Below are 25,671 nucleotides of genomic sequence, written 5' to 3'. Positions count from 1 at the left end.
TCACCCGCCCCGCTGACCCGCCGGGTTCCGGCCAGCGGGGGCCGGAGTCAGCCCCCGTACCTGAGAGAATGGGCGCATGGCCTTCGATCGTCCCCGCGCGCTCTCCGGTATCCAGCCCACCTCCGGTTCGTTCCACCTCGGGAACTACCTCGGTGCGATTCGCCAGTACGTCGCCCTGCAGGAAACGCACGACGCCTTCTACATGGTCGTCGACCTGCACGCGATCACGATGCCGCAGGAGCCCGAGGCCCTGCGCGCGAACACCCGCCTCTCGGCGGCGCAGCTCCTGGCCGCCGGCCTGGACCCGGACCGCTGCACCCTCTTCGTCCAGAGCCACGTGCCCGAGCACGCGCAGCTCGGCTGGGTGATGAACTGCATCACCGGTTTCGGCGAGGCCAGCCGGATGACCCAGTTCAAGGACAAGTCGGCGAAGTCCGGTGCGAACAACGCCACCGTCGGCCTGTTCACGTACCCGATCCTCCAGGTCGCCGACATCCTGCTCTACCAGGCCGACGCGGTCCCGGTGGGCGAGGACCAGCGCCAGCACATCGAGCTGACCCGCGACCTGGCGGAGCGCTTCAACCAGCGCTTCGGCAAGACCTTCACCGTCCCGGCGCCGCACATCGTCAAGGAGGTCGCGAAGATCTACGACCTCCAGGACCCGGCGATCAAGATGTCGAAGTCCGCCTCCACGCCCAAGGGCCTGATCAACCTCCTCGACGAGCCCAAGGTCACCGAGAAGAAGATCAAGAGCGCGGTGACCGACACCGAGGCCGAGATCCGCTTCGACACCGAGAAGAAGCCCGGCGTCAGCAACCTCCTCACCATCTACTCCACCCTGACCGGCACCGCCGTCCCGGTCCTGGAGGAGAAGTACGCGGGCAAGGGCTACGGCGCACTGAAGACCGACCTGGCCGAGGTCATGGTCGAGTTCGTCACACCCTTCAAGCAGCGCACCCAGGAGTACCTGGACGACCCGGCGGAGCTGGACAACGTGCTGGCCAAGGGCGCGCAGAAGGCCCGCGCGGTCGCTTCCGACACCCTCGGACAGGCCTACGAGCGGATCGGTTTCCTGCCCCCGAAGCGCTGACGGGGCACCGCCGGGGCCCGCCGGGTGCGCAGCCACACCCGCGGACCTGCGACCCTGGCAGTAAGGGGGGTGCTGCCCCCACACTGGGCGGCAGCACACTCGTACCGACCCGCCTGTACCGAGGCCCGCACACCGACGACTGAGGAGAACCCGTGGGGACCGTAACGCTCGGCGTTTCGATCGCGGTCCCGGAGCCGTACGGCAGCCTGCTCCAGCAGCGGCGCGCCGGCTTCGGGGACGCCGCCGCGCACGGCATCCCCACGCACGTGACCCTCGTACCGCCCACCGAGGTGGCGCCCGAGCGGCTGCCCGCGATCCGGGCCCACCTCGACCGGGTGGCCGCGGCCACCCGGCCCTTCGTGATGCGGCTGGCGGGGACGGGCAGCTTCCGCCCGCTGTCCCCGGTGGTCTTCGTGAAGGTCGTCGAGGGCGGGGCGGGCTGCACCCGGCTCCAGGAGCTGGTCCGGGACCCGCAGGGCCCCCTCCAGCGGGAGCTCCTCTTCCCGTACCACCCGCACGTCACGGTGGCGCACGGCATCTCCGAGGAGGCCATGGACCTGGCCCACGAGGAGCTGGCGGGCTTCGAGGCGGAGTGGACCTCCGAGGGCTTCGCCCTCTACGAGCAGGGCGCGGACGGGATCTGGCGCAAGCTGCGCGACTACCCTTTCGGGACCGGTCCGGCCGCGGTGCCGGCGCAGGTGCCGGCCCACCTGGACGAGCCGACCAGGCAGCAGGCCTGACGGGCCCGGCGGGCCCGGAAGCGGAGGGACCGCAGTACCAGGGTGCGGAACGGTCGGACGGCTGCGGACTTCCTCATGCGCCCGACGGTAGCGCCCAATAGGGACAAATCCGGTGATTTCCGGCGCATCGGGTCGATCCACCCCGGGCCGTCCGGCACCCCGGAGCCGCCCGGTCCGGCTTCCCCGCCCCGTAGGCCGTTCGCGTCTACCGTGAGCCCATGGACTGGCTGAAGAAGCTCCCCGTGGTCGGCCCGCTCGTCACACAGCTGATGCGGACCCGCGCCTGGCTCGCGTACGAGCGCCTCGACCGGGTCCAGTGGACCCGGCTCGCCGCCGCCATCACCTTCACGAGCTTCCTCTCCCTCTTCCCCCTGCTCACCGTGGCCGCGGCCGTCGGCGCCGCCCTCCTCACCCCCAAGCAGCTCGACAAGCTGGAGGACAGCCTCGCCGAGCAGGTCCCCGGCATCTCCGACCAGCTGAACATCTCCGGACTGGTCGACAACGCCGGCACGGTCGGACTCGTCGCCGGCGCCGTCCTCCTCGTCACCGGCATCAGCTGGGTCGGCTCCATGCGCGACTGCCTGCGCGCCGTCTGGGAGAAGGACGACGAGGACGAGGGCAACCCGGTCGTCCGCAAGCTCAAGGACGGCGCGGTGCTCCTCGGCCTCGGCGCCGCCGGACTCGCCTCCGCCGCCGCCTCCGTCATCGGCTCCAGCGCCGTCGGCAAGGGCGCCGAATGGCTGGGCGTACCCCGGGACGGGGCGGGCGGCGCGGTCCTGCGCTCCGCCGCCTTCGGGGTCGGCGTGCTCGCGGCCTTCCTGCTGCTGCTGTACGTGCTCACCCTGCTGCCCGGGGTGCAGCCCCCGCGCGGCCGGCTCGTGGTCGCCACCCTCATCGGGGCCGCCGGGTTCGAACTGCTGAAACTGCTGCTCAGCGGCTATATGCGCGAGGTGGCGGCGAAGAGCATGTACGGGGCCTTCGGCGTGCCGATCGCCCTGCTGCTGTGGATCAGCTTCACGGCGAAACTGCTGCTGTTCTGCGCGGCCTGGACGGCCACGCCGAAGGCCGGGGAGGAAGGGGCGCCGGAGCCGGGGGAGACGGAGGCGCAGGCGGAGGGACCAAGGAAGGAACCGGCGGAGGGGGAGCCCGAGGGGCCCCCGTCCGTCACTCCCCGCCCGCGGCCGTCCGGCGGCTCCGCGGCCAGCGCCGGTTGACGGCGAAGCCGCCGCCCGCCAGCAGCGCCAGCACCCCGCCCGTGACCGCCAGGGCCGTGGCGAAGCCGCCGCCCTGCTGCTCCACGGCCTGCGCCGTCTCCGGGGTGTCGCCGGAGTTGTCCTCGTGCGACTGGGCCGGCGAGCCGTGCGGGCGGGTGTCCGCGCTCTTCGGCGGCACCAGCTCACCGACCGGCTTCACCTTGCCGGCCGCCGCGAACCCCCAGTCGAACAGGGCCGCGGTCTCCTCGTAGACCGGGTTCCCGCTGCCCGCGCTCGGGTTCATCACCGTCACCAGCAGCTTGCGGTCGCCCTGCTGGGCCACGCCGGTGAAGGTGGACCCCGCCATCGTCGTATTGCCGTTCTTCACCCCGGCGATCCCCTTGTACGGGGTGACCTGGTGCGCGCCCGTCATCAGCCGGTTCGTGTTCTGGATCCCGAAGGTGGGCCGCTTCTTGCCCGGCTTCGCCTCCCCGGGGAACTGGGCGGTCGCCGTCGCCGCGTACTCCCGGAAGTCCTTCTTCTGCATCCCCGAGCGCGCGATCAGCGTCAGGTCGTACGCGCTGCTCACCTGCCCCGGGGCGTCGTACCCGTCCGGGGACACCACCTGCGTGTCGAGGGCCTGGAGCTCCTCGGCGTGCGCCTGCATGTCCCGCACGGTCTTCTCCACCCCGCCGTTCATCGAGGCCAGGACGTGCACGGCGTCGTTGCCCGACATCAGGAAGACCCCGAGCCACAGGTCGTGGACGGAGTACTCCTGGTCCTCCTTGACCCCGACCAGGCTGCTGCCCGCGCCGATGCCCTGGAGCTCGGCGTCCGTGACCTTGTGCACCTGCTCCTTGGGCAGGGCGGGCAGCACGGTGTCCGCGAAGAGCATCTTCATCGTGGAGGCCGGGGGCAGCCGCCAGTGCGCGTTGTGCGCGGCGAGCACCTCGCCCGACTCCGCGTCCGCCACGATCCACGAACGGCCGGTCAGCTTCGCCGGCAGCGCGGGCACCCCGGGCACCAGGTTCACCTGGGTGCCCGGCTGGCCCAGCCGGACCCCGCCGACCGTGGACATCGAGGCCGGCGGCGCGGGCTCCTTCTTCGTCTGGCCCTTGGCGTCGGCGGGCGGCGGAGTGGGTGCGGCGGAGGCCGGGCCGGCCGCCAGGGCGGGCAGCAGCAGCGCGGCGGTAAGGACCGTCAGCGCGGTCTTCTTGGCAGACACGCAGGTGAAAGTACATGCAGTCTGCGGGGATGCCGAGCGGCTCCGGAAAACCCGCCGCAAGGGACGCCGGGACAGCCCACCCCGACGCGGCCGTCCTGGGGACGGAACCGATACTGGAACCATGAGACTGAGCCGCGCCGCATCCTGGTTCCTGCTCGCCTTCGGGGTGTGGAGCTGGTTCATCTGGGTGTCCTTCGTACGGAACCTCTGGAAGGACGGCAGCGGCCAGGCCTTCGACGACGCGGGGGACCCGACAGCGTACTTCTGGGTGCACCTCACCCTCGCCGTCACGTCCCTTCTCCTGGGGACGGCCGTGGGCCTGATCGGGTTGCGCGGAGTACGCGCGCTGCGGCGGGGATCACGTGACGGGGACGCCGGTTCCTCCGAGTCCTCCGGGGCTGCGGCATGAGCGTGGTGATCGCCGTGGCGGCCGTGCTCGCGGTCCTGGCCGTGCTGGCCCTCGTACACCGCTGGGTGTGGATCCGCACCGTCCGCGATACGACCGCCCCCGGCAGCCCCGCCCGCAGGGCCGGCACCTGGGCGCTGATCGTCCTCCCGCTGCTCTCCCTCGCGGCCCTGACCGCGGGCCGGGCCGGAATGCCGTTCGCCGTCCAGCAGGCCGTCGCGTGGCCCGGGTACCTGTGGCTGCCGTTCCTGCTGTACCTGGTCCTGGCCCTGCTGGTGGCCGAGCCGGTCCGCGCCCTGTGGCTGCGCCGGTCGGCGGCCCGGGAGACCGTGGCGGCGGCCCCCCGGACCGCTTCCTCCGCTTCTGCTGCCGACACCTCCTCCGCTTCCGCCGCCGGTACGGGAGCGGGCGCGGGCGCCGCCACGGAGACCGCGGCCGCGCCCCCGGACCCCGGGCCGCAGCGCCCCTCCCTCACCCGCCGCACCTTCGTGGCCCGCTCCCTCGCCGGAGCGGCCGTGGCCGCCGCGGCCGGCACCGTCGGGGCCGGGGCGTACGGGGTCCTGAACGGGCCCTCGGTCAAGCGGGTGACCGTACCGCTGGCGAAGCTGCCGCGGGCGGCGCACGGATTCCGGATCGCCGTAGTGAGCGACGTCCACATCGGCGCGGTGCTCGGCCGGGCCCACACCGAGCGGATCGTCCGTACGGTCAACTCCACCCAGCCCGACCTGATCGCCATCGTGGGCGACCTCGTCGACGGGGACGTGGCCGACCTGGGTTCGGCCGCCGAGCCCCTGGCCCGGCTCCGCGCCCGGCACGGCACCTTCTTCGTCACCGGCAACCACGAGTACTTCTCGGGCGCGCAGCAGTGGGTGGACCACGTGCGCGAACTCGGCCTGCACCCGCTGGAGAACGCCCGCACCGAGCTGCCCGGCTTCGACCTCGCCGGGGTCAACGACATCGCGGGCGAGAGCGAGGGGCAGGGACCCGACTTCGCGAAGGCCCTCGGCGACCGCGACCGGGGCCGCACCGCCGTGCTCCTCGCCCACCAGCCCGTGGTCATCCACGACGCGGTCCGGCACGGGGTGGACCTCCAGCTGTCCGGGCACACCCACGGCGGCCAGCTGTGGCCCGGCAACTACCTCGCCGAGCTCGCCAACCCCACCGTGGCCGGGCTGGAGCGCTACGGCGACACGCAGCTCTACGTCTCCCGCGGAGCCGGTGCGTGGGGGCCGCCCGTCCGGGTCGGCGCACCGTCCGACATCACCGTCGTGGAACTCGCCTCCTACCACTCGTGATCTTCGAGGCCGGCTGCGGCATCGCCCGCCCGGGACGGCCTGCCGCCCGGCCCGGCGTCCCGGCTACTGCCCGGCCTTGCGTGCGGTCCTCGCCGCCCGCCGCGTCGCCCTGGGCTTCGCGGCGGTCCCGGGGCCGCCGTCGTGGGCGTCTTCCGTGCCGTCGCCCGCGCCGACTTCCGCGCCGTCCTCCGGATCCGCTGCGGGGGCGGGCTCCTGCGCCGGCCCGGTCATCCCCGGCAGGAAGTCGTCGAACAGCTCGTGCAGCTCGCGCACCAGCGGGCGCAGGATCCGGAAGCGGGCCAGGAGGATGCCGCGGGTGGTGAGCGCGGCGCCGCGCTCGGCCATCCGCCGGGTCCGCTCGCTGTTCTCGGAGCGGTCGAAGACCCAGTACAGGACCAGGCCCATCTGCGAGAGCCACATCAGCTCGGGCAGGATCTGCGCCAGCTCCGCCGGCACCTTCGTCTTCGAACCGGCGAGCACCTCGCGGTGCATCCGGATCGCCTGGTTGCGGGCCGGCTCGGACTCCTCGGAGAAGGGGCTGAGCGGGCTCTGCGGGTCGGCCGCGTTCTTGAAGAACTGGGCGGCGAACTCGTGGTACGGCGCCGCGATGTCGAGCCAGGAGGTCAGGACCCCCGACAGCCGGGCCTGCAGGTCGGTCTCGCGCGCCAGGATCGGGCGCACGGCCTCCAGGTGCTCGGCGCCGATGCGGTCGTAGAACCCCTGGACGAGGTGTTCCTTCGACTCGAAGTAGTAGTAGGCGTTGCCCACCGAGACTCCGGCTTCCTTCGCGATCGCCCGCATGGTCGTCTTGTCGTAACCGCGCTCCTGGAACAGCCGGAGCGCGGTTTCGAGGATGAGCGTGCGGGTCTGCTCGCTCTTGGCCGCCTTCGCGTCCACGGGCTTCGTGTCTGTCACGGTTCCCGAGCCTATCCGGGCGTACCGGGCGCGTGGCACGCGCCGTCCTCGCAGGCCGTGCCGCCGGGTCCGGCGGGTCCGCCCCCGTCCCGGGTGGCCTCGCGCCACTTGGCGGCGGCGAGCATGGTCGCCCGGGCGAAGGGCGCACCGGCCGGGGTGGCCAGCCAGTACGCCTTCGGCCGGTACTCGGTCAGGGCCCAGAGGCAGACGATGAAGGCGCTGGTGCCGGTGAAGACCTGCCCGCGGTCGCCGACCACGGTGATCTCGCGGAGCGTGGCGGCGTGGTCGAGCTGCGGGAAGCGGCGGTGGGCCTCGAAGGAGTTCGCCGGTACCAGCGAGAGCGGGACCAGCCAGCGCTGGCTCAGCAGCCACTGCCTGATGTGTACGCAGAGCGGGCAGTTCGCGTCGTAGAGGACGGTCAGCCGCCTGACGGGCTGCGGTCCGTACGCGGGCGCGGGCGCGGTCACGGCTCAGGCTCCGGCCGGGGTGGTCCAGCCCTGCGGGGCCACGGGCGGGGTGTTCTGGCGCTCCAGGGTGCTGCGGCGGCGCATCTTGTTCAGCACGTAGACGTTCGCGAGGTGCATGAACCCGAGGACGAGCAGGACCACGCCGAGCTTGACCGAGAGGGCCTCGAAGAGGCCGCGGGCGTCGGTGATGCTCTCCGCGGCGCGGAGGTAGAGCGTGACGAAGCCGAAGTTCACGAGGTAGAAGCCGACCACCAGGAGGTGGTTCACGGCGTCGGCGAGCTTCTCGTTCCCCTGGAGCACGTCCGAGATGAAGATCCGTCCGTTGCGGCTGAGCGTGCGCGCGACCCAGATGGTGAGTCCGACGCTGATGAGCAGGTAGATGACGTACGCGACCACGGTGAGGTCCATGCCCCCCGCCTCCTTGAACGTGTTCAAAAGGCTGACGGGACTCACTGTAGGGGGTTCTTTGAACGCGTTCAAGCTCGGGGTTGAACACGTTCAAGTCGATGGTGGCGGGTGCGCGGCGGATCGCTACGCAGCAGGGGCTGTTCGGCGGCCCCCGGCCCCGCCGCCTCGCGACAGCAGTGGTCCTGCCGTGCTCTGAGGCTCGTTCAGCGGATCTCAGGGCACGGGAGGCGGCCTTGGGTCCCGTGGCGGGGTGGTTGTCTGCCGGGTGCTGTGCCTTGAGTCCCGTCCAGCGGCTCACAGGACACGGGACGGCCCGGAGGCCGCTGAGACGGCCGGAGCGCGCAGTGGTCGTTGGCGGCCGTTGCCCGGCCCCTGCCGGTCCGGCTGCCGCCGGGACGGCAGGAGCGTGTAGCGATCCCTGGCGGCCTTTGCCCAGCCGAGGGCGGCCCGCAGGCCGCCTGGCCGGGCGGAGCGCGTAGCGGTCGTTGGCGGCCGTTGCCCGGCCCCGGGCGGTCCGGCTGCCGCTGAGTCGGCCGTGGCTGTGTAGCGATCCGTCGCGGCTTGTGTCGGTTGTCTTTCCGCCCGGGGGGCGGGGGTCCGGCGGGCTCGGGCCCGCCTGGCTATCCGGACCGGCCGGGGTCCTGGTCCCCCTGCTGCTTTTTCTCCTGTGGCTGCTGGCAAGTCTGGGACTTGACGTCCCGTGGTGCCCTGTCAAGGGCGGAGCGAAGCGGAGTCGCGCAGCGACGCGACCGAAGGGAGCGCCCTTGACAGGGTGCCGCGGGACGGCCGCACCCTCAGACATGCGAGCAGACACCGGAGAGCCTTCCCGACCCGGGTAAGGGGTCAGAGAGGTGGGCCGGGGGTAGCGGGGGCCGCTGCGCGGTGCTGGTTCCCCTACCCGCCCCTTCCCGAAACTGGGGCTCCGCCCCAGACCCCGCGCCTCAAACTCCCCCAGACTTCGTCCGGGGGGACCCCCTGGCGAGGCTGGATAGACGGGGTCGAGACGGGACTTGGGGATGGACCAAGCCCGCGCAACGAACCCCCCGGACTTCGTCCCGGGGGCCAGCCCCTGACGGGGCCGGACAGCCGGGTCGGAACGGGCCCCGGGGGGTGCCCCGACCCCGCGCCGCGACACGGGCCGCCCACCCAACCCCGTACGGGCTGGGCGCCGTACCCCGGCCCGCTCCGGGGGCGGTGGGCAAAGACGGGTCGGCGGGGGTGGACGGTTGGGGGTGGAGACCCCGGCCGGGAGCTGGGCGCCGTACCCCGGCCCGCTCCGGGGGTGGAGACCCCGGCCCGGAGCTGGGATCCGTACCCCGCCCCGGCCCGCGGGTTACCCGTCCTGGGGGTTCAGGAAGGACAGGAGGAGGGACGTGGTTTCCTCGGGGCGTTCCAGGGACGGGAGGTGGGCGGCCCAGGGGAGTTCGATGTGGCGGGCGTCGGGGAGGAGGGCCGGGAGGGACGCGGCCACCTCGCGGAAGTCCGCGAGGTCGTGCGCGCCGCCCACCGCCAGCGTGCGCGCCGTCACGGTCTTCAGGTCGAGGTCCGGCTCTGGCAGCTCGTGGTCCTCCGCCCCGGCCGCGTGCGCGGCGAGGGCGGTGTCGAAGATGCGGCGCTGCATGTCGGCCACCTGCGCGCGTACCTCCGGTGCGGCGTCCGGGCCCAGCCAGGTGCGGACGTTGAGGTCGACCGCGCCGGTGACGTCGCCGGCCTCCAGGAGGGCGTTCTCCTCGTCCCAGAAGCCCCGCAGCGCCGGCCCCGGCTCCTGGCCCGGCCGGCCCGCGCACAGCAGGGCGAGCGCGGTGACCCGCTCCGGGGCCAGGGCCGCCACGCGCAGGGCGACGCGGCCCCCGTACGAGGCGGCGACGACGGCGGCCCGTTCGATGCCCAGGTGGTCCAGGAGGGCGAGTACGTCGGTCTCGTCGGAGTACGGCGCGGTGGCCGCCGGGGACGCCCCGCAGGTGCGGAAGTCGGGGCGCACCACCCGGTATCCGGCCGCGGTGAGCGGCCCGATCTGGGGGTCCCACATGCGGCGGTCGCAGACGGTCGAGTGCAGGAGCAGTACGGCGGGGCCGTCGAGCGGGCCGTCCACGTCATGAGAAATGATCATGGCGGCATCCTGGCAGGTCCATGCAGTGCCGACCAGCGAATTGCCGACCGGCGAATCCCCGTACGGCAGGGGCAGGGGCAGGGCCCAGGCCCCCGGGCGCGGCGGATACGGCGCAGGCCCGTACCCCCCCCGGGGGGTGCGGGCCTGCGCACGGCGGCCGGGCGGGTCAGAAGCGGCGCGTGATCAGCGCGCGCTTGACTTCCTGGATCGCCTTGGTGACCTCGATGCCGCGCGGGCACGCGTCGGTGCAGTTGAAGGTCGTGCGGCAGCGCCACACGCCGTCCTTGTCGTTCAGGATCTCCAGGCGCTGCTCCCCGGCCTCGTCGCGCGAGTCGAAGATGAAGCGGTGCGCGTTGACGATCGCCGCCGGGCCGAAGTACTGGCCGTCGTTCCAGAACACCGGGCACGAGGAGGTGCACGCGGCGCACAGGATGCACTTGGTGGTGTCGTCGAAGCGCTCGCGGTCCTCGGCGGACTGCAGGCGCTCGCGCGTCGGCTCGTTGCCCTTGGTGACCAGGAACGGCATGACGTCCCGGTACGCCTGGAAGAAGGGCTCCATGTCGACGATGAGGTCCTTCATCACCGTGAGGCCCTTGATGGCCTCGACGGTGATGGGCTTCTCCGGGTTGATGTCCTTGATCAGCGTCTTGCAGGCGAGCCTGTTCTTGCCGTTGATCCGCATCGCGTCGGAGCCGCAGATGCCGTGCGCGCACGAGCGGCGGAAGGTCAGCGTGCCGTCGAGGTCCCACTTGATCTTGTGGAGACCGTCGAGCACGCGCTCCTTCGGGTCGATCTCGATCTGGAAGTCCTGCCACTCCGCCTGGTCCGAGACCTCGGGGTTGAAGCGGCGGATCCGGAAGGTGACCGTGATGTTGTGCGAGGCGGCTGCCTCGGACTCCACCTTGTCCAGGGTCGGGGTAGCCATCAGTACTTACGCTCCATCGGCTGGTAGCGGGTGGTGACGACGGGCTTGTAGTCCAGGCGGACCGAGTCCGAGCCGTCGGCCGCGACCTCGCGGTACGCCATGGTGTGGCGCATGAAGTTGACGTCGTCGCGGTTCGGGTAGTCCTCGCGGTAGTGACCGCCGCGGGACTCCTTGCGCGCCAGGGCGGAGACCGCCATGACCTCGGCCAGGTCGAGCAGGTTGCCCAGCTCGATGGCCTCCAGCAGGTCCGTGTTGAACCGCTTGCCCTTGTCCTGGATCGAGACGTTCTTGTACCGCTCGCGCAGCTCGGCGATCTTCTCGACCGCGGTCTTGATCGTCTGCTCGGTGCGGAACACCATGACGTTCGCGTCCATGGTCTCCTGCAGCTCCAGGCGCAGGTCGGCGACCCGCTCGTTGCCGGTGGAGTTGCGCAGCTGCTCGACCAGGTCGACGACGAGCTGGGCCGGGTTCTCCGGCAGCTCGACGTAGTCGGCCTCGGCCGCGTACTTGGCGGCCGCGATGCCGGAGCGCTTGCCGAACACGTTGATGTCCAGCAGCGAGTTGGTGCCGAGGCGGTTGGCGCCGTGCACGGAGACGCAGGCGACCTCGCCGGCGGCGTACAGGCCCGGGACGACGGTGGTGTTGTCCGACAGGACCTCACCCTCGACGTTGGTCGGGATGCCGCCCATGGCGTAGTGCGCGGTGGGCTGGATCGGGATCGGGTCCGTGTAGGGCTCGATGCCGAGGTAGGTGCGCGCGAACTCCGTGATGTCCGGGAGCTTGGCGTCGAGCTGCTCCGGCGGGAGGTGGGTCAGGTCCAGGTACACGTGGTCGCCGGCGGGGCCGCAGCCGCGGCCCTCGCGGATCTCCGTGTAGATGGAGCGCGAGACGACGTCACGGGACGCGAGGTCCTTCATGACCGGCGCGTACTTCTCCATGAAGCGCTCGCCGTCCTTGTTGCGGAGGATGCCGCCCTCACCGCGGGCGCCCTCCGTCAGCAGGATGCCCATGCGCCAGATGCCCGTCGGGTGGAACTGGAAGAACTCCATGTCCTCCAGCGGCAGGCCGCGGCGGTAGCAGGCCGCCTGGCCGTCACCCGTGAGGGTGTGCGCGTTGGAGGTCACCTTGAAGAACTTGCCGGTGCCGCCGGAGGCGTAGATCACGGCCTTCGCCTGGAAGACGTGGATCTCGCCGGTGGCCAGCTCGTACGCGACGACGCCCGCGGAGTGCTTGACCCCGTCCACCTCGGTGATGAGCTGGTCCAGGACGTAGAACTCGTTGAAGAACTCCACGCCCTCCTTGACGCAGTTCTGGTACAGCGTCTGGAGGATCATGTGGCCGGTGCGGTCCGCGGCGTAGCAGGACCGGCGGACCGGGGCCTCGCCGTGGTTGCGCGAGTGGCCGCCGAAGCGGCGCTGGTCGATGGTGCCGTCCGGGGTGCGGTTGAACGGCAGGCCCATCTTCTCCAGGTCGAGGACGGCGTCGATGGCCTCCTTCGCCAGGATCTCGGCGGCGTCCTGGTCGACCAGGTAGTCACCGCCCTTGACCGTGTCGAAGGTGTGCCACTCCCAGTTGTCCTCCTCCACGTTGGCCAGCGCGGCGGCCATGCCGCCCTGCGCGGCGCCCGTGTGGGAGCGGGTGGGGTACAGCTTGGTCAGCACGGCGGTGCGGCTGCGCTTCGTCGCCTCGATGGCGGCGCGCATGCCCGCGCCGCCGGCGCCGACGATGACGGTGTCGTACTTGTGGATCTTCATCAGTGTTTCGCCTCAGCCCCGTTGCCTAGCGGATGTTCGGGTCGAAGGTGAAGATCACCAGCGTGCCCAGAAGGATGGTGAACACCGTGGCGGTGTAGAGCAGGCCCTTCAGCCACAGCCGCGTGTTGGCGCGCTCCGCGTAGTCGTTGATGACGGTACGCAGGCCGTTCGCGCCGTGCAGCATGGCCAGCCACAGCATCAGCAGGTCCCAGATCTGCCAGAACGGGGAGGCCCAGCGGCCGGCCACGAAGGCGAAGCCGATCTTCGACACGCCGCCGTCCAGCACCAGCTGGATCAGGAGGTGGCCGATGACCAGGACGACCAGCACGATGCCCGACAGGCGCATGAAGAGCCAGGCGGCCATCTCGAAGTTGCCGCGGGTCGAGCGCGGCGTCTTGCCGGTGCGCTTGCGCGGGGCCTCGATGTACGGGGCCGGGTTGTCGACGTCGTACAGGCTTACGCCCTCGACATCGCCGACGGCGGAAGAAGAGGTGTCTGCGGACATCGGCGTCACTTCCCGAACAGTTCAGCGGCTGCGTGGCCGAGCACGGGGTACAGGGCCCCGGCCATCAGCACGACCCAGATGCCCACGACGGTCCAGAGCATCTGCTTCTGGTAGCGCGGGCCCTTGGACCAGAAGTCCACGGCGATGACACGGAGACCGTTGAGCGCGTGGAACAGGATGGCGGCGACGAGGCCGTACTCCAGCAGCGCGACGATCGGGGTCTTGTAGGTCGCCACGACATCGTCGTACGCCTCGGGGGAGACGCGGACGAGAGCGGTGTCGAGGACGTGTACGAACAGGAAGAAGAAGATGAGGACGCCGGTGACTCGATGAGCCACCCAGGACCACATTCCTTCCCGGCCGCGGTACAACGTTCCAGCCGGCACGGAATAACCCTCCGGAAGCGGGGCGGGGGCCTGCCGGCTTCGTTGTCGGTCGGGCCCGGCCGGGTACGGTCCTCCGGCCCCGGACATCGTAGCGACGAGTTGTCGGTTCCTTCGCGCGGGGGCCTCTGGTGTGATCAAACAGGCACGGACGGGCTATCCGACAGGGCGGAACCGGTGTGTTCCGGGCGTACCGGGGCCGCCGGGCCGGCCGGAGCCCCTCCGCCGACCATCGCGGTCAGCCGGGACCGGGCGAGCCGCCGCAGTTCCTCCGCCGAGACGGCCCGCTCCTCCTCCTGCTCGTGGGCCATCCGGTGCCGGATCCCGGCGAGCACCTGGTCGGGGTGCTCCTCCGCCGGATGGCCGTCCAGGCAGATGACGAAGGCGTGGCCGAATTTCCGCTCGTATTCCGCGTGAGCGGCCCCGAGGGCGAGGTGGGCGGCGTACGGTGCGCCGTGGTGCAGTTCCGCCGAGTCCTCGTCGGCCAGCGCCTCCGCGAGGTCCGCGGGGGACAGGTCGTACCCGGCCTCGTCGGCGGCTGCCAGGAGGGATCCCAGGTCGGGGTAGGGGCGGTGGGCGGCCAGCCGGTGGGCCCAGCGCCGGCTGCCGCAGCAGTGCAGCAGCTCCTCCTCGGCCTCCGCGGCCGGCGCGGCGTTGAACCGGGCCAGCCCTGAGCTGCCGCGGACCTGGGCCGGGAAGTGGCTGGACAGCAGGGGGCTCCTCGGGGCGGCGCAGCGGGGGGTGTGCGGCCACGCTATCGAGGGCGGGGCGGCGGCGTCGTACGGATACGCGGATTTCACCCGTACGAGGGGGAGTGGACCGGGCGGTGCCGGGGGAGGGGGTGTGGTGCACGCAGGGGGCGGGACGTGCGGGGTGCGGCCGGCGCGGGCGGGACCCGGGGGTCCGGAGCGACAGCCGAGGCCGCCACCCCCCACAGGAGAGGCCCCGGCCGCCGTCCGACACGGGCTCGTGCGACAAGCCCGTACCCCCTACAGCGCCGCGGGTGCGTTTTGTGTCACACCCCGCTTCGCGTACGGATGGTTGCTGGTTGTACTACACATGGACGGCGGGTACGTGAAAGCCGTAACGTGCTGATTTGCGCAGGACGTAACAGGACAGTGAACGGGTTGGGGACTTTGCTGGGGGACGACGCGGAGCTGACCACCGCGGTGCTCGCGGCACAGTGCGGCGACGAGAACGGCTTCCGGACTGTGTACCGCGCCGTGCATCCACGGCTGCTCGGATACGTACGCACGCTCGTCGGCGAGGCCGACGCCGAGGACGTCACCTCGGAGGCGTGGCTGCAGATCGCCAGGGACCTCGGCTCCTTCAGCGGCGACGCCGACCGCTTCCGGGGCTGGGCCGCCCGAATAGCCCGCAACCGCGCCCTGGACCACGTCCGGATGCGCGGCCGCCGGCCGGCCGTCGGCGGAGACGAAACGGAACTCACCGGCAGGGCCGCCGACAGCGATACCGCGGGCGAGGCGATGGAAGCCCTCGCCACCGGCCGCACCATGGCCCTCATCGCGAAACTCCCGCAGGACCAGGCCGAGGCCGTCGTCCTGCGCGTGGTCGTCGGCCTCGACGCCAAGAGCGCGGCCGAGACCCTCGGCAAGCGCCCCGGAGCCGTCCGCACCGCCGCCCACCGCGGGCTCAAGCGGCTCGCCGAGATGATCGGCGGCGAATTCGGGGATAATGCGGAGGCCCACGGCCCGCCCGGCGAACCCGGCGGTTCCCGGGGCCAGGCAGACCCCGGGGAGCTCGACGCCGTACCGGCGCAGCGGGCCCACCGCGAAGGCCCGGTGGCGCGCACCGGTGTGACGCATTCGCGTTGGCGTACGCAGAAGGACATGTGATGGCCGACGATCGCTACAGGTGGCTCGACGGAGCCGCGGCGGAGAAACTGCTGCGCGGCGAACCGCTCGAGCCCCTCGAAGGCCCCCGTGCGCAAGCCGAAGCGGAACGCCTGGCGCAGGCCCTCGGCGCGCTCGGCTCCGGTGTACCCGTACCGCGCGCCCCCGGCTCCGGCGAACTCCCCGGCGAGGCGGCCGCCCTGGCCGCCTTCCGCGCGGCCCGGCCCGCGGCCCCGGCCGCGTACGCCGCTGACCCGCACGCGGCCGACGGCCGCACCGCGGACCCGTACGCCGCCCCGCACCCCGCCGACCCGCACGTGCACGACCTGTACGCAGGCCCCGCCGCGGACACCCCCCTGACCGTCCGCCTCGGCGCACCGCACCCGGCGGGGAACTGCGGCGCGCCGGTGCGCCGCCGCCGCTCCGCCCGCCCGGTGCGCCTGGCCCTGGCCGCGACCCTGGCCGCCGCCACCCTCGGCGGGGCCGCCTTCGCCGCGGGCAGCGGGATGCTGCGCGACGGGCGGGAGGTCGCGGGCACCGGCCCCGCCCTGTCCGTCGGCCCCGCACCCGTACCCGGGACCACCGCACCGGGCGCCACCGGACACCCCGTCGAGGGGGTCCCGGCGGACCGGCTGCAGGCCGTCGGCGGCGCCTCGGGCAGCTCCGAGTCCCCGGACCCGCAGGCCACGCCCACCCCGGACGCGGGCACCGACGCCGGCGCCGCCGGCGACGACGAGGCCAAGGGCAAGGACCGCGAGCGCGGTTCCGGCGGCGCGGGCAGCGGGGACGGGGACGGCGGGGACAGCGTCCTGAGCCGCACCGCCCTGGCCGCCTTCTGCCGGGAGCTGGAGGCGGGCCGGCTGGACCGGGAGCGCCGCAAGCGGCTGGAGCGCGCCGCACAGGGCACCCGCCTGGACAAGTTCTGCGAGCGGATCACCGGCCGCACCGGAGCCGACGCGGGTTCCGCCGCGGGCGGCTCCGGGGGTACGGGCGGCTCGGGCGGCCGGGAGCCCGCCGACCCGGGCGACAACGAGATCCTCGAAACCCCGCCCGCCGGCTCCCGGCCGGGCGGCGGCGGGGACGGCGACCTCCCGAAGCTGGGCTTCGGCAGCGGCGAGGACTGAGCGGGACCCGTACCGCAGCCCGGCCCGGCCGCCCGGAAACAGGCCGGACACTCCGGTTCCGGCGGGCCCCCGCACCCGGCTGTAACACTTTCCGACCCGTCGGCGCAGTACCTAGTGAGCCGACTGGTCATCGGCCGCGCATGAGCCGGGGTTCCCCCCGTACCCCTGGGCTCTGCGCACCTGGCGCGGGCGGGGCACGTTCCCCCGGCCCTGCCCGCGCCCCCTGCGTCCCGCCCGGCCGCCGCCCTGCGGCCGCCGTCGGCTCACCAGTAGACGACGACCTTGTCACCCACGTTGACCTGCTTGAACACCGACGCGAGCCGCGCCTTGTCGCGGACGTTCACGCAGCCGTGCGAACCGCCCGAGTAGCCGCGCGCCGCGAAGTCGGCCGAGTAGTGCACGGCCTGGCCCCGGCTGAAGAACATCGAGTACGGCATCTCGGTGTGGTAGAGCGTCGAGGTCCACTCGACCTCCTTGCGGTCCACCTTGAACTCGCCCTCGCGCGTGGGCGTGTTCTCGGAGCCGAAGCGGACGTCCATCGCCGAGACCACCTTGCCGTCGACCATCCAGGCGAGGGTGCGGCTCTCCTTGCTGATGCACAGCACCCGGCCGGTCAGGCACCGCGGGTCGGGCGCGGCCAGCTCCTTGGTGGTGGGCGGGTTCAGCTCGCTCCCGGTGGGCTTGCGGGAGGACTCCAGCAGCACCTGCCAGGTCCTCCCGTCCACGGTGCCCGTGGCCGGCAGCTGCTTGTCCTCCTGGAAGGCCTTGACCGCCGCGCCCGTGAGGGTGCCGTAGAAGGCCGTGGGGCTGCGCTTGAAGTGGCCGAGCTGCCGCAGCCGGGCCTGGAGTTCGCGCACCTGCTCGCTCTCCGTGCCGTCCGCCATCAGGGGGCCGCTGGAGGCCGGCGCGGAGGCGGAGGGCTCGGCGGAGGCGGAGGGGCCGCCGCCCGGCTTGTCGTCCGTCGAGGGGCTGGGCGCGGCGCCGACCGCCCCGCTGTCCGTACCGGCCGGGCCGGGCTCGTCCGACGGACCGCAGCCGACCGCCACGGCCATGGCGGCGACTGCCGCGAACGTGTGGAATATGACGGTTTTGCGGCGCATTGGTCTCCCCCGAATATCTGCGTGTGTACGTAATGGATGCCGCCCGGACGTGCACGGTTGCGGACGGCGCGACGATGTTGCCAGTACGTGACACGGACCCCGCACGGAGGTACGCACATGGCGCGCGAGACGGAGTCGGGACTGCCCATCCGGCCGGTGTACGGTCCCGCGGACCACCCCGGACGGGACCCGCAGCGGCAGCTCGGGGAGCCGGGCGGCTACCCCTACACCCGCGGGGTGTACCCCACGATGTACACCGGCCGCCCCTGGACCATGCGCCAGTACGCGGGCTTCGGCACGGCCGCCGAGTCCAACGCCCGCTACCGGCAGCTGATCGGGCAGGGCACCACCGGCCTGTCCGTCGCCTTCGACCTGCCCACGCAGATGGGCTACGACAGCGACGCACCGGCCGCCCACGGCGAGGTCGGCAAGGTGGGGGTCGCGGTCGACTCGGTCGAGGACATGCGGGTGTTGTTCGACGGGATCCCCCTCGACCGGGTCTCCACCTCGATGACCATCAACGCCCCGGCCGCCCTGCTGCTCCTGCTCTACCAGCTGGTGGCCGAGGAGCAGGGCGTCCCGGGGGACCGGCTGACCGGGACCGTCCAGAACGACGTGCTGAAGGAGTACATCGCCCGCGGGACGTACATCTTCCCGCCGGCCCCCTCGCTGCGGCTGGTCGCCGACGTCTTCCGCTACTGCCGGGCCGAGCTGCCGAAGTGGAACACCATCTCCATCTCCGGCTACCACATGGCCGAGGCGGGGGCCTCGCCCGCGCAGGAGGTCGCCTTCACCCTGGCCGACGGGATCGCGTACGTCCGCACCGCCCTGGCGGCGGGCATGGACGTGGACGAGTTCGCGCCCCGGCTGTCGTTCTTCTTCGTGGCCCGCACCACCCTCCTGGAGGAGGTGGCCAAGTTCCGGGCCGCGCGGCGGATCTGGGCGCGGGTGATGAAGGAGGAGTTCGGGGCCCGCGACCCCAAGTCGATGATGCTGCGCTTCCACACCCAGACCGCGGGGGTGCAGCTGACCGCGCAGCAGCCCGAGGTGAACCTGGTGCGGGTGGCCGTGCAGGGGCTGGCCGCCGTGCTCGGCGGCACCCAGTCCCTGCACACCAACTCCTTCGACGAGGCCATCGCCCTGCCCACCGAGAAGTCCGCCCGGCTCGCGCTGCGCACCCAGCAGGTCCTGGCGTACGAGACGGACGTGACGGCGACCGTGGACCCCTTCGCGGGCTCGTACGCGGTCGAGGCGCTGACGGACGGGCTGGAGGAGGCGGTGCTCGGGCTGATGCGGCGGGTCGAGGACCTCGGCGGGGCGGTGGCGGCCATCGAGGCCGGGTTCCAGAAGGCGGAGATCGAGCAGAACGCCTACCGGATCGCGCTGGAGACGGACGGCGGCGAGCGGGTGGTCGTGGGCGTGAACCGCTTCGCCCTCGACGAGGAGGAGCCGTACGAGCCGCTGCGCGTGGACCCCGCGATCGAGGAGCGGCAGGCGGCGGCCCTGGCCCGGCTGCGGGCCGGGCGGGACGGGGAGCGGGTGGCGCGGGAGCTGGCCCGCCTGCGGGAGGCCGCGGCGGGCACGGACAACGTGCTGTACCCGATGAAGGAGGCCCTGCGGGCCCGGGCCACGGTCGGCGAGGTCTGCGACGCGCTGCGGGAGGTGTGGGGCACGTACGTGCCCGCGGACACGTTCTGAGGGCTCCGGGCGCTGCCCGGGGGGCTGCTCCGGGGCGGCCCCGGAGACGGCGTGCGCAGGCCCCGGCTGTCAGGTGTCATCTCACGTGACGAAACTGACTGGCGCCGTTGTCGTACCTCCGTGCGACACTCCGGACATGCTGGGTGTGACCGATCTTCCGACGTACGTCGCGGCGCTGGTGCTGATCGTCCTGCTGCCGGGACCCAACTCCCTCTACGTGCTCTCCGTGGCCTCCCGCCGCGGGGTCCGCGACGGCTACCGCGCGGCCGCGGGGGTCTTCACGGGCGACACGGTGCTGATGGTGCTCGCCGCCGTCGGTGCCGGGGCGCTGCTGCAGGCCAGCCCGCTGCTCTTCGGCATCGTGAAGGTGCTCGGCGCGGGGTACCTGGCCTGGATAGCCGTCGGCATGATGCGGGCCGCGTGGGGGCTGTGGCGCACCCGCGCCGCCCGCGTGGACCCGCTGGAGGACCGGGGCGGGGCCGCGGCGGGTGCGGGTGCAGCCCCGGGGGGCGCGGGTTCGGGCGAGCGGCCGTACCGGCGGGCGCTGGTGGTCAGCCTGCTCAACCCGAAGGCCATCCTCTTCCTGCTGTCGTTCTTCGTGCAGTTCGTGGACCCCGCGTACCCGTACCCGGCCCTGTCCTTCCTGCTGCTGGGCACGCTGTCGCAGATCGCGAGCATGACCTACCTGAGCGCGCTCATCTTCAGCGGCGCCCGGCTGTCGGAGGCCTTCCGGCGGCGCCGCCGGCTCTCGGCGGGGGTCACCTCGGCCGCGGGCGTCCTCTTCCTCGGCTTCGCGGCCAAGCTCGCCGTCAGCTGAGGGCCCGCCGCAGCAGCGGGGTGAGCGGCTTCTCCACCAGCCGGTGCAGCAGCCAGGCCAGCAGCAGCATGAGCGCGGTCGTGCCCAGCAGGGTGGCCGTCGGGGGCAGCCCGAGGGTGCGGTGCAGGTACGCGATGGCCACCCAGCCCAGGTGCTCGTGCACGAGGTAGAAGGGGTACGTGAGCGCGCCCGCCACGGTCAGCCAGCGCCAGTTCAGCCGGTCGAGCCGGCCCAGCGCGATCAGGGCGACGGCCGCGAACCCCGCGGTGACCACGGCGACGATCACGGCCGCGCTGCGGTACGAGAAGAACCGCGGGTCCGGGGCGTGCCAGAGCCCGGCCACGGCGTAGTGCTGCCCGATCAGCCAGCCCGACAGGGCCACGCCCCAGGCCAGGGCGTCGCGGTGGTTGCGGTGGACGAGGTAGAGGCCGATACCGCCGATGAAGAACGGCGCGTACTCCGGCATCAGCACCTGCCGCAGCAGCTCGCTGCCGGCGGCGTCCGCGAGTGCGGCCGCGAGCGTCCACGCGGCGCAGAACAGCAGGATCCGCTGCCGGCCGCCGCCCGGCAGCACCACGAACAGCGCGAAGAGGGCGTAGAAGCGCAGCTCCGCCCAGAGGGTCCAGCACACGCCGAGCACCCGGTCGGCGCCCACGGGCTGCTGGAGCATGGTCAGGTTCACCAGGAAGTCCGAGGCGGGCACGGCGGACCGGCCGGCCCAGGGCAGGGCGAAGACCAGGGTCACGAGCACGAGGGCGGCCCAGTACGCGGGGTAGAGCCGGGACACCCGCGAGGCGAAGAACGAGCGCAGGGGCCGCTGCCAGGCGCTCATGCAGATGACGAAACCGCTGATGACGAAGAAGATCTGGACCCCGAGGCAGCCGTACGCCAGCCAGGGCGAGGACCCGGGGAACAGCTCGCGCGGCGAGGCCCCCCAGGACCGGGCCACCTCGCCGCCGCGCCCGGCGTAGTGGTAGCCCGCGACCATCAGGGCGGCCAGCAGCCGCAGCCCGTCCAGGGCCCGCAGCCGCGGCGGCGCAGCCCGCCGCTTCCCGCCGGGGGCGGGAGCACCGGGAGCACCGGCAGCGGGTACGGGCGCGGGCGCGGTGTCCCCGGCCGTCCCGCCCGCCCCGGCGGGGGAGGGTATCGGCGCGGGTGCGGTCCCGGGGGCGCTCACCGGCGGGCGGCGGTGCGGCGCAGGTGCCGGACCCGGCGCACCACCCGGCGCACGGCCGGGCTGCGCGGGATGAAGGCCAGCTGCGGCGGTACGGCGCCGGGCAGCCCCAGCGCCGTCAGGCGGCGCTTCTTGAAGTACCGCCAGGTGCGCTCGTCCAGGCGGGTGGCGAGGTACTGCTCGGCCGCCGCCCGGCGCCCGGCCAGGATCTGCGCCTGCATGGCGTACCCCACGGCCGTGACCAGGCCGGTCAGCTCCTCCAGGGCCGCGGGCCCGGGCGGGCTCCAGTCCCCGACGGGCCGCCCCGCGTCCAGGTCGGGCAGCAGGGCGTCGACGAGGGTGAGCGGGATGCGGTTGCTGTTCTCGTACGGGGTGATCCGGTCGAGCAGCGGGCCGGTGCCGGTGCGGGCCACGGGGATCCCGTACAGGCTCGCCGCCGTGAGCAGGCCGGTGGAGAAGCAGCCGACGACCAGGGCCGGTTCGAGCTGCGCGTACAGCACCTCGGCCAGGACCGGGCGGTCCGCCACCCGCAGCCGGGCGCCGAGCCGCTCCGCCTCCTCCTCGACCATGCGCGACCAGCGGGCCGGGGCGCTGGGGTGGGGTTTGAAGACGAGCTCGGTGTGGCCGAGGGCGTGGGCGCCGCGGACCATCCGGACGTGCAGCTCCTCCTCCTCCTGCGGGGTGATCAGGCCGAGGGCGGACAGGTACTGGCCGAGCAGTACGGCGGGCCGGGCGCCGGCCCCCGGCCCGGGGGCGCACTCCGGGTCGGCGGCGAGCTCGTCGAGCACCGTGCGGAAGGCCGCGGTGGGCACCACCTCGGCCGGTACGCCGAACTCCCCGAGCAGCAGCGGCTCCAGGCCCGGCACCAGGTCGAGGTGGAGCAGCCGCCGGATGCGCAGCCCGGTCAGCGCGTCGAGCTTGTTGCGGGTGGGGCCGTAGCTCATCAGCCCGTCGGCGTAGACCTCCACGGGCACGCCCGCGAACAGCTGCACGAGGGCCTGCGCGGGCGCGACCTGGATGGACTCGACGACCAGCTCGACGCGGTCCTCGCCGAGCCCCCACAGGTGCCTCAACTGCCGCTCCCACAGCGGGGCGTCCTCGGTGCGGGGCTGCCAGCCGCCCGGGTGGAAGGGCGCGATGACGGCGTTCCAGTCGAGGACCTCGTCGAAGCGGCCCGCGAGCAGGCCGAAGCCGGGCATCTCGGCGGGGCCGGGGGTGGTCTCCGGCACGGCCGCGTTGTTGCTGACGAGCAGGATCCGGCGGTCGGCCGGGCGGAAGCAGCCCGCGTCGAGGGCGGCGGCCAGGGTGGCGATGCCGTAGAGGGTGGAGGCCAGGAAGATCTGGGTGGTGCGGGGCGCGGCCATCAGGCGGCCACCTCCGGGCCGCCCTGGCCCTCCGGGCCGGCCGGACGGCGGCGCAGCCGGCGCAGCCGCACCGCCCGCTCCGCATCCATGGAATTCAATGCCTCGTCGAGAACGTCCTGAGGCATTCTCCGCAATGCAGCCGAGGCCATGGAGCGAAGTTTTCTGGCCACGGCCGGTTCGAACCTTTCGATATTGCCGACATGATGGGCGATGATCGCGCAATAGGTGCGCACGGCCTTGGGCATAAGCCGGTCGGCTTCCCGGTCCCCGGTCGTATCGGCCAGTACCTGGTCGAATGCCCGGATGAAGTCGAGCTGGCGCACGTCGCCGATCTGCGTGAGCGAGGTGGCGACCCCGCGCCGGTAGAACAGCCCCGGCAGCCCCACGGCGGCGAAGCTCTCCGCCTCCCGGTGCAGCCGCCAGATCCACGGCCGGTCCTCGGCCGTCCGCAGCCCGTCCGTGAAGTGCAGCAGCCCCCGGTCCGCGAGCCGCCGGGCGTACATCCCGGCCCAGGCGAAGGGGTAGTCCACCGACGTGGACCGGTCGGCGGGCAGGATGGCCTCGCGCGGGTCGAGCACCTCTCCCTGCGGGCCGTGCGGCACCCGCTGCACGCTGCGGTTGCGCCCGGTGCACTGCACATGGTCGGTGCGTACGAAATCGCAGCCCAGGGTCTCGATGGCGGACAGCACCCGGGCCAGGTGCCCGGGGGCCAGCCAGTCGTCCCCGTCCATGAAGGCCAGGTACTCGCCGCGGGCCGCGTCGAGCCCGGTGTTGCGGGCGGTGGCGAGACCGCCGTTCACCTCGTGCCGTACGTACACCGCGCCGGGCAGTTCGGCGGCCGCGCGCTCCAGGAGACCGGGCGTCCCGTCCGTGGAGCAGTCGTCCACGAGGACGAACTCGAAGTCCTCCCGCGCATTGGCGCGCAGGCTCCGGAGGGCATCTGGTGCGTATGTCTGCACGTTGAAGAACGGCACGACGACAGAGAGCTTGACCACCCGAGTGACACTAGGACTTGGGGCGGCATTCACCATGGACCGGGCAAGGCCTTTCGGTGAACTCCGGGGGTCGGAACTGTTAACCGGCCCCCGCCGCCTGCGGATTCGCATCGCGTAGACCGGCTGTTAACCGTCTGTTGTGCGGTCGTTGGGCCGATCACTGGAATTCCGGCATAGCTTCCTTCCCGTGCCAGCAAGTACCAACGGCTCGAGCGTTCCCGGGACAATGCGGATCGCCGTAATCGCCGATTCCGATACGCGATGGAAATGGGGCGCGCTCACCGCCCGCCGCCTCGCCCCCGCCGCCGACACCCCCGCCGTGGTCTCGGGGTTCCTGCTGCGCGGCCGGGCCACGCCCACCGCGCGGCAGCTCGGCGAGGTCGGCGTGCACACGGACCGGCTCTCCGAGGTCACCTGCGCCGAATTCCTCGCGGAGGTCGGGCGCGGCGGGTACGACGCCGTGGTCCTCGCCCTGGTCGGCGGGGCGGTCCAGGCCGTCCTGCACGGGATGCGCGCCCTGTGGCCCGCCCCCGCCCGCCGTCCCGTGGTCGTCACCGGCTACGTGGGCGTCGTCTACGAGAAGCTCTCCGACGGGCTGCTGCTGCGGCACGGCGCCGACCTCGTCCTCGCCAACTCCCGCCACGACGCGGACCGGTTCCGCGCCGTGTACGAGGGCGTGGGCGCCGACGCGGGCGCGGTCACCGAGACCGCGCTGCCCTTCCTCGGCGGAGCCCCGTACGAGCAGGCCGGCGAGCGCGCCCACACCGTGGTCTTCGCCGCCCAGCCCTCCGTGCCCGCCACCCGCGCCGAGCGCACCTACATCCTGCGCCGCGCCGCGGAACACGCCCGGCTGCACCCCGGCCGGCAGGTGCTGGTCAAACTCCGCAGCAGGCCCGGCGAGCACACCACCCACCTCGAAGAGCTGCCCTACCAGCGGCTCGCCGAGCAGCTCCCCGGCGGCCTGCCCGCCAACTGCCGCCTGGTGTACGGGAACATGGGCGAGGTCCTGGACGGCACCGACCTGCTGGTGACCGTCTCCTCGACCGCCGCCCTCGAATCCCTGCACCGCGGCATCCCCACCGCCGTCCTCACCGACCTCGGCGTCCGCGAGGCCCTCGGCAACCACCACTTCCTCGGCTCCGGCTGCCTCGCCTCCTGGGACCAGCTCGACCGCGGACTGCGCCCGCAGGCCGACCCCGGCTGGCTCGCCCGCCAGGGCGTCGCCTCCGACGGTCCGTACGACCGGGCCTTCGACACCGCGCGCCAGCGCGTCGCCGCCCTCGCGGCCCGCCCCGAACTGCCCGCCATCGCCCCCTACTACACGCTCGCCACCGCCCCCGGCTACCTGCCCGGCATCCTCGCCCGCCACCACCTCGGCCCGGACGGCATCCCGCTGCCCGGAGCCGCCCGCCCGGCGGCCGGCCAGTCGCGGATGCGGCGCTACGTCCGCTCCGCACTGCGGGATGCGGCGCGCGGCGCCTACCGGCACGGCGTACAGCGGGTGGCCCCGGCCATCCGCCGGATGGGAGACCTGTGAACACCCCCGCCGCGACCCCCGGCACGGCACCCGCCGCTGCCGCCCCCGTGGTCCTCGCCGTCATCCCCGCCCGGGGCGGCTCGAAGGGCGTACCGGCCAAGAACCTCGCCGAGGTCGGCGGCAGCCCGCTGGTGGCCCGCGCCGTCCGCGCCTGCCTGGCCGCCCGGCACGTCACGCACGTCGTGGTCTCCACCGACGACGCGGACATCGCCGCCGCGGCCCGCGCCGCCGGTGCCGAGGCCCTGCCCCGCCCGGCCGCCCTCTCCGGGGACACCGCGAGCAGCGAGGCCGCCGTCCTGCACGCCATGGACGCCTTCGAAGCCCTCGGTGGACCCGCCGCGGACGTCGTCCTCCTCGTCCAGGCCACCAGCCCCTTCCTCACCCCCGGCGACGTCGGGGGCGTGGCCGCCGCGGTGGTCCGGGGCGGCGCCGACTGCGCGATGACCGTCGCCCCCTTCCACGGCTTCCTGTGGCGCGAGAGCCCCGTCCCCTCCGGCCGCACCGGCTACGGCGTCAACCACGACGAGTCCCACCGGCCCCGCCGCCAGGACCGCCCCCTCGACCTGCTGGAGACCGGCGCCGCGTACGCCATG

At 73.1% G+C, this 25,671-nt stretch carries 24 protein-coding genes and 1 pseudogene; 11 read left to right on the top strand and 14 right to left on the bottom strand.

Features of this window, described 5'->3' with window-relative positions; all coding sequences use genetic code 11:
• The first annotated feature begins 76 nt into the window (after nucleotides 1-76).
• From trpS to ACZ7JZ_RS01220, 3 genes are all read left to right on the top strand, one after another.
• A complete protein-coding gene (trpS, locus tag ACZ7JZ_RS01230; protein WP_470931903.1) occupies nucleotides 77-1,090 on the top strand; it encodes a tryptophan--tRNA ligase in 1,014 nt (337 codons plus the stop codon).
• Between the two features lie 152 nt (nucleotides 1,091-1,242).
• Nucleotides 1,243-1,830 (top strand): 2'-5' RNA ligase family protein, encoded by a 588-nt coding sequence (locus ACZ7JZ_RS01225; protein WP_470931901.1) that lies wholly within the window; start codon nucleotides 1,243-1,245, stop codon nucleotides 1,828-1,830.
• A gap of 218 nt (nucleotides 1,831-2,048) precedes the next feature.
• Nucleotides 2,049-3,044, top strand: a complete 996-nt coding sequence (locus ACZ7JZ_RS01220) for a YihY/virulence factor BrkB family protein (RefSeq protein WP_470931899.1) — start codon at nucleotides 2,049-2,051, stop codon at nucleotides 3,042-3,044.
• Here the strand turns inward: ACZ7JZ_RS01220 and ACZ7JZ_RS01215 are convergent.
• Nucleotides 2,995-4,248: a D-alanyl-D-alanine carboxypeptidase family protein gene (locus ACZ7JZ_RS01215; protein WP_470931897.1), complete on the bottom strand. Its 1,254-nt coding sequence runs from the start codon at nucleotides 4,246-4,248 to the stop codon at nucleotides 2,995-2,997. The two genes, ACZ7JZ_RS01220 and ACZ7JZ_RS01215, sit on opposite strands and share 50 nt — an antisense overlap.
• 121 nt (nucleotides 4,249-4,369) lie before the next feature.
• Here ACZ7JZ_RS01215 and ACZ7JZ_RS01210 point away from each other — a divergent pair, with 121 nt between their 5' ends.
• Together ACZ7JZ_RS01210 and ACZ7JZ_RS01205 are read left to right on the top strand one after the other, a co-directional pair.
• Nucleotides 4,370-4,657 carry an SCO4848 family membrane protein gene (locus ACZ7JZ_RS01210; RefSeq protein ID WP_470931895.1) on the top strand — a complete coding sequence of 96 codons (288 nt, stop codon included), beginning with the start codon at nucleotides 4,370-4,372 and terminating at the stop codon, nucleotides 4,655-4,657.
• The gene (locus ACZ7JZ_RS01205) at nucleotides 4,654-5,949 is read left to right on the top strand and encodes a metallophosphoesterase (protein WP_470931893.1); all 1,296 of its coding nucleotides are present in this window, start codon (nucleotides 4,654-4,656) and stop codon (nucleotides 5,947-5,949) included. The genes ACZ7JZ_RS01210 and ACZ7JZ_RS01205 overlap by 4 nt, the downstream gene beginning before the upstream one ends.
• A gap of 63 nt (nucleotides 5,950-6,012) precedes the next feature.
• Here ACZ7JZ_RS01205 and ACZ7JZ_RS01200 read toward each other — a convergent pair whose 3' ends face one another.
• The 9 genes from ACZ7JZ_RS01200 to ACZ7JZ_RS01160 form a co-directional block, all read right to left on the bottom strand.
• The gene (locus ACZ7JZ_RS01200; protein ID WP_470931891.1) at nucleotides 6,013-6,864 is read right to left on the bottom strand and encodes a TetR/AcrR family transcriptional regulator; all 852 of its coding nucleotides are present in this window, start codon (nucleotides 6,862-6,864) and stop codon (nucleotides 6,013-6,015) included.
• Between the two features lie 11 nt (nucleotides 6,865-6,875).
• Nucleotides 6,876-7,331, bottom strand: coding sequence for a thiol-disulfide oxidoreductase DCC family protein (locus ACZ7JZ_RS01195; RefSeq protein WP_470931889.1), 456 nt, complete (start codon nucleotides 7,329-7,331; stop codon nucleotides 6,876-6,878).
• 3 nt (nucleotides 7,332-7,334) lie between these two features.
• Nucleotides 7,335-7,739: a hypothetical protein gene (locus ACZ7JZ_RS01190; RefSeq protein ID WP_470931887.1), complete on the bottom strand. Its 405-nt coding sequence runs from the start codon at nucleotides 7,737-7,739 to the stop codon at nucleotides 7,335-7,337.
• 1,333 nt (nucleotides 7,740-9,072) lie between these two features.
• Nucleotides 9,073-9,849: an alpha/beta fold hydrolase gene (locus tag ACZ7JZ_RS01185; RefSeq protein WP_470931885.1), complete on the bottom strand. Its 777-nt coding sequence runs from the start codon at nucleotides 9,847-9,849 to the stop codon at nucleotides 9,073-9,075.
• Nucleotides 9,850-10,015: 166 nt separating this feature from the next.
• Entirely contained in the window at nucleotides 10,016-10,774 is a 759-nt protein-coding gene (locus ACZ7JZ_RS01180) for a succinate dehydrogenase iron-sulfur subunit (RefSeq protein WP_470931883.1), read from the bottom strand.
• On the bottom strand, nucleotides 10,774-12,528 hold the full coding sequence (gene sdhA, locus ACZ7JZ_RS01175; protein WP_470931881.1) for a succinate dehydrogenase flavoprotein subunit: 1,755 nt from the start codon (nucleotides 12,526-12,528) through the stop codon (nucleotides 10,774-10,776). The genes ACZ7JZ_RS01180 and sdhA overlap by 1 nt, the downstream gene beginning before the upstream one ends.
• A 25-nt stretch (nucleotides 12,529-12,553) precedes the next feature.
• A complete protein-coding gene (locus ACZ7JZ_RS01170; protein ID WP_470931879.1) occupies nucleotides 12,554-13,033 on the bottom strand; it encodes a succinate dehydrogenase hydrophobic membrane anchor subunit in 480 nt (159 codons plus the stop codon).
• A 5-nt stretch (nucleotides 13,034-13,038) separates the two neighbouring features.
• Entirely contained in the window at nucleotides 13,039-13,419 is a 381-nt protein-coding gene (sdhC, locus tag ACZ7JZ_RS01165; RefSeq protein ID WP_470931877.1) for a succinate dehydrogenase, cytochrome b556 subunit, read from the bottom strand.
• A 134-nt stretch (nucleotides 13,420-13,553) separates the two neighbouring features.
• The gene (locus ACZ7JZ_RS01160; protein WP_470932431.1) at nucleotides 13,554-14,129 is read right to left on the bottom strand and encodes a 2-oxo-4-hydroxy-4-carboxy-5-ureidoimidazoline decarboxylase; all 576 of its coding nucleotides are present in this window, start codon (nucleotides 14,127-14,129) and stop codon (nucleotides 13,554-13,556) included.
• 423 nt (nucleotides 14,130-14,552) lie between these two features.
• Between ACZ7JZ_RS01160 and ACZ7JZ_RS01155 the strand changes: the two genes are divergently transcribed.
• Nucleotides 14,553-15,272, top strand: coding sequence for an RNA polymerase sigma factor (locus ACZ7JZ_RS01155; RefSeq protein ID WP_470932429.1), 720 nt, complete (start codon nucleotides 14,553-14,555; stop codon nucleotides 15,270-15,272).
• A complete protein-coding gene (locus tag ACZ7JZ_RS01150) occupies nucleotides 15,272-16,393 on the top strand; it encodes a hypothetical protein (RefSeq protein WP_470931875.1) in 1,122 nt (373 codons plus the stop codon). The genes ACZ7JZ_RS01155 and ACZ7JZ_RS01150 overlap by 1 nt, the downstream gene beginning before the upstream one ends.
• A gap of 263 nt (nucleotides 16,394-16,656) precedes the next feature.
• Here ACZ7JZ_RS01150 and ACZ7JZ_RS01145 read toward each other — a convergent pair whose 3' ends face one another.
• Nucleotides 16,657-17,493, bottom strand: coding sequence for a L,D-transpeptidase family protein (locus ACZ7JZ_RS01145; RefSeq protein WP_470931873.1), 837 nt, complete (start codon nucleotides 17,491-17,493; stop codon nucleotides 16,657-16,659).
• Between the two features lie 117 nt (nucleotides 17,494-17,610).
• On the opposite strand from ACZ7JZ_RS01145, the gene ACZ7JZ_RS01140 reads away from it, so the two are divergent.
• Nucleotides 17,611-19,191, top strand: coding sequence for an acyl-CoA mutase large subunit family protein (locus ACZ7JZ_RS01140; RefSeq protein WP_470931871.1), 1,581 nt, complete (start codon nucleotides 17,611-17,613; stop codon nucleotides 19,189-19,191).
• Nucleotides 19,192-19,327: 136 nt separating this feature from the next.
• Nucleotides 19,328-20,008 (top strand): leucine efflux protein LeuE, encoded by a 681-nt coding sequence (gene leuE / locus ACZ7JZ_RS01135; RefSeq protein ID WP_470931869.1) that lies wholly within the window; start codon nucleotides 19,328-19,330, stop codon nucleotides 20,006-20,008.
• On the opposite strand, the gene ACZ7JZ_RS01130 is transcribed toward leuE, so the two are convergent.
• Genes ACZ7JZ_RS01130 through ACZ7JZ_RS01120 form a run of 3 tightly spaced genes read right to left on the bottom strand, consistent with a single transcriptional unit; the run spans nucleotide 20,001 to nucleotide 23,541 of the window.
• A complete protein-coding gene (locus tag ACZ7JZ_RS01130) occupies nucleotides 20,001-21,185 on the bottom strand; it encodes an acyltransferase family protein (protein ID WP_470931867.1) in 1,185 nt (394 codons plus the stop codon). The genes leuE and ACZ7JZ_RS01130 overlap by 8 nt on opposite strands.
• Nucleotides 21,182-22,546 carry a polysialyltransferase family glycosyltransferase gene (locus ACZ7JZ_RS01125; protein WP_470931865.1) on the bottom strand — a complete coding sequence of 455 codons (1,365 nt, stop codon included), beginning with the start codon at nucleotides 22,544-22,546 and terminating at the stop codon, nucleotides 21,182-21,184. The genes ACZ7JZ_RS01130 and ACZ7JZ_RS01125 overlap by 4 nt, the downstream gene beginning before the upstream one ends.
• The gene (locus tag ACZ7JZ_RS01120) at nucleotides 22,546-23,541 is read right to left on the bottom strand and encodes a glycosyltransferase family 2 protein (RefSeq protein ID WP_470931863.1); all 996 of its coding nucleotides are present in this window, start codon (nucleotides 23,539-23,541) and stop codon (nucleotides 22,546-22,548) included. The genes ACZ7JZ_RS01125 and ACZ7JZ_RS01120 overlap by 1 nt, the downstream gene beginning before the upstream one ends.
• A gap of 226 nt (nucleotides 23,542-23,767) precedes the next feature.
• On the opposite strand from ACZ7JZ_RS01120, the gene ACZ7JZ_RS01115 reads away from it, so the two are divergent.
• Both ACZ7JZ_RS01115 and ACZ7JZ_RS01110 read left to right on the top strand, forming a co-directional pair.
• Nucleotides 23,768-25,078, top strand: coding sequence for a DUF6716 putative glycosyltransferase (locus tag ACZ7JZ_RS01115; protein ID WP_470931861.1), 1,311 nt, complete (start codon nucleotides 23,768-23,770; stop codon nucleotides 25,076-25,078).
• A pseudogene (locus tag ACZ7JZ_RS01110) lies at nucleotides 25,075-25,473 on the top strand (cytidylyltransferase domain-containing protein); the annotation flags it as partial. The gene ACZ7JZ_RS01115 and the pseudogene ACZ7JZ_RS01110, both read left to right, overlap by 4 nt.
• Nucleotides 25,474-25,671 lie beyond the last annotated feature (198 nt).

This window comes from Streptomyces sp. NPDC038213 (assembly GCF_055600495.1).
The sequence above is the reverse complement of the archived record's forward strand: the minus strand, read 5'-3'. Positions and strand labels throughout refer to the sequence as shown.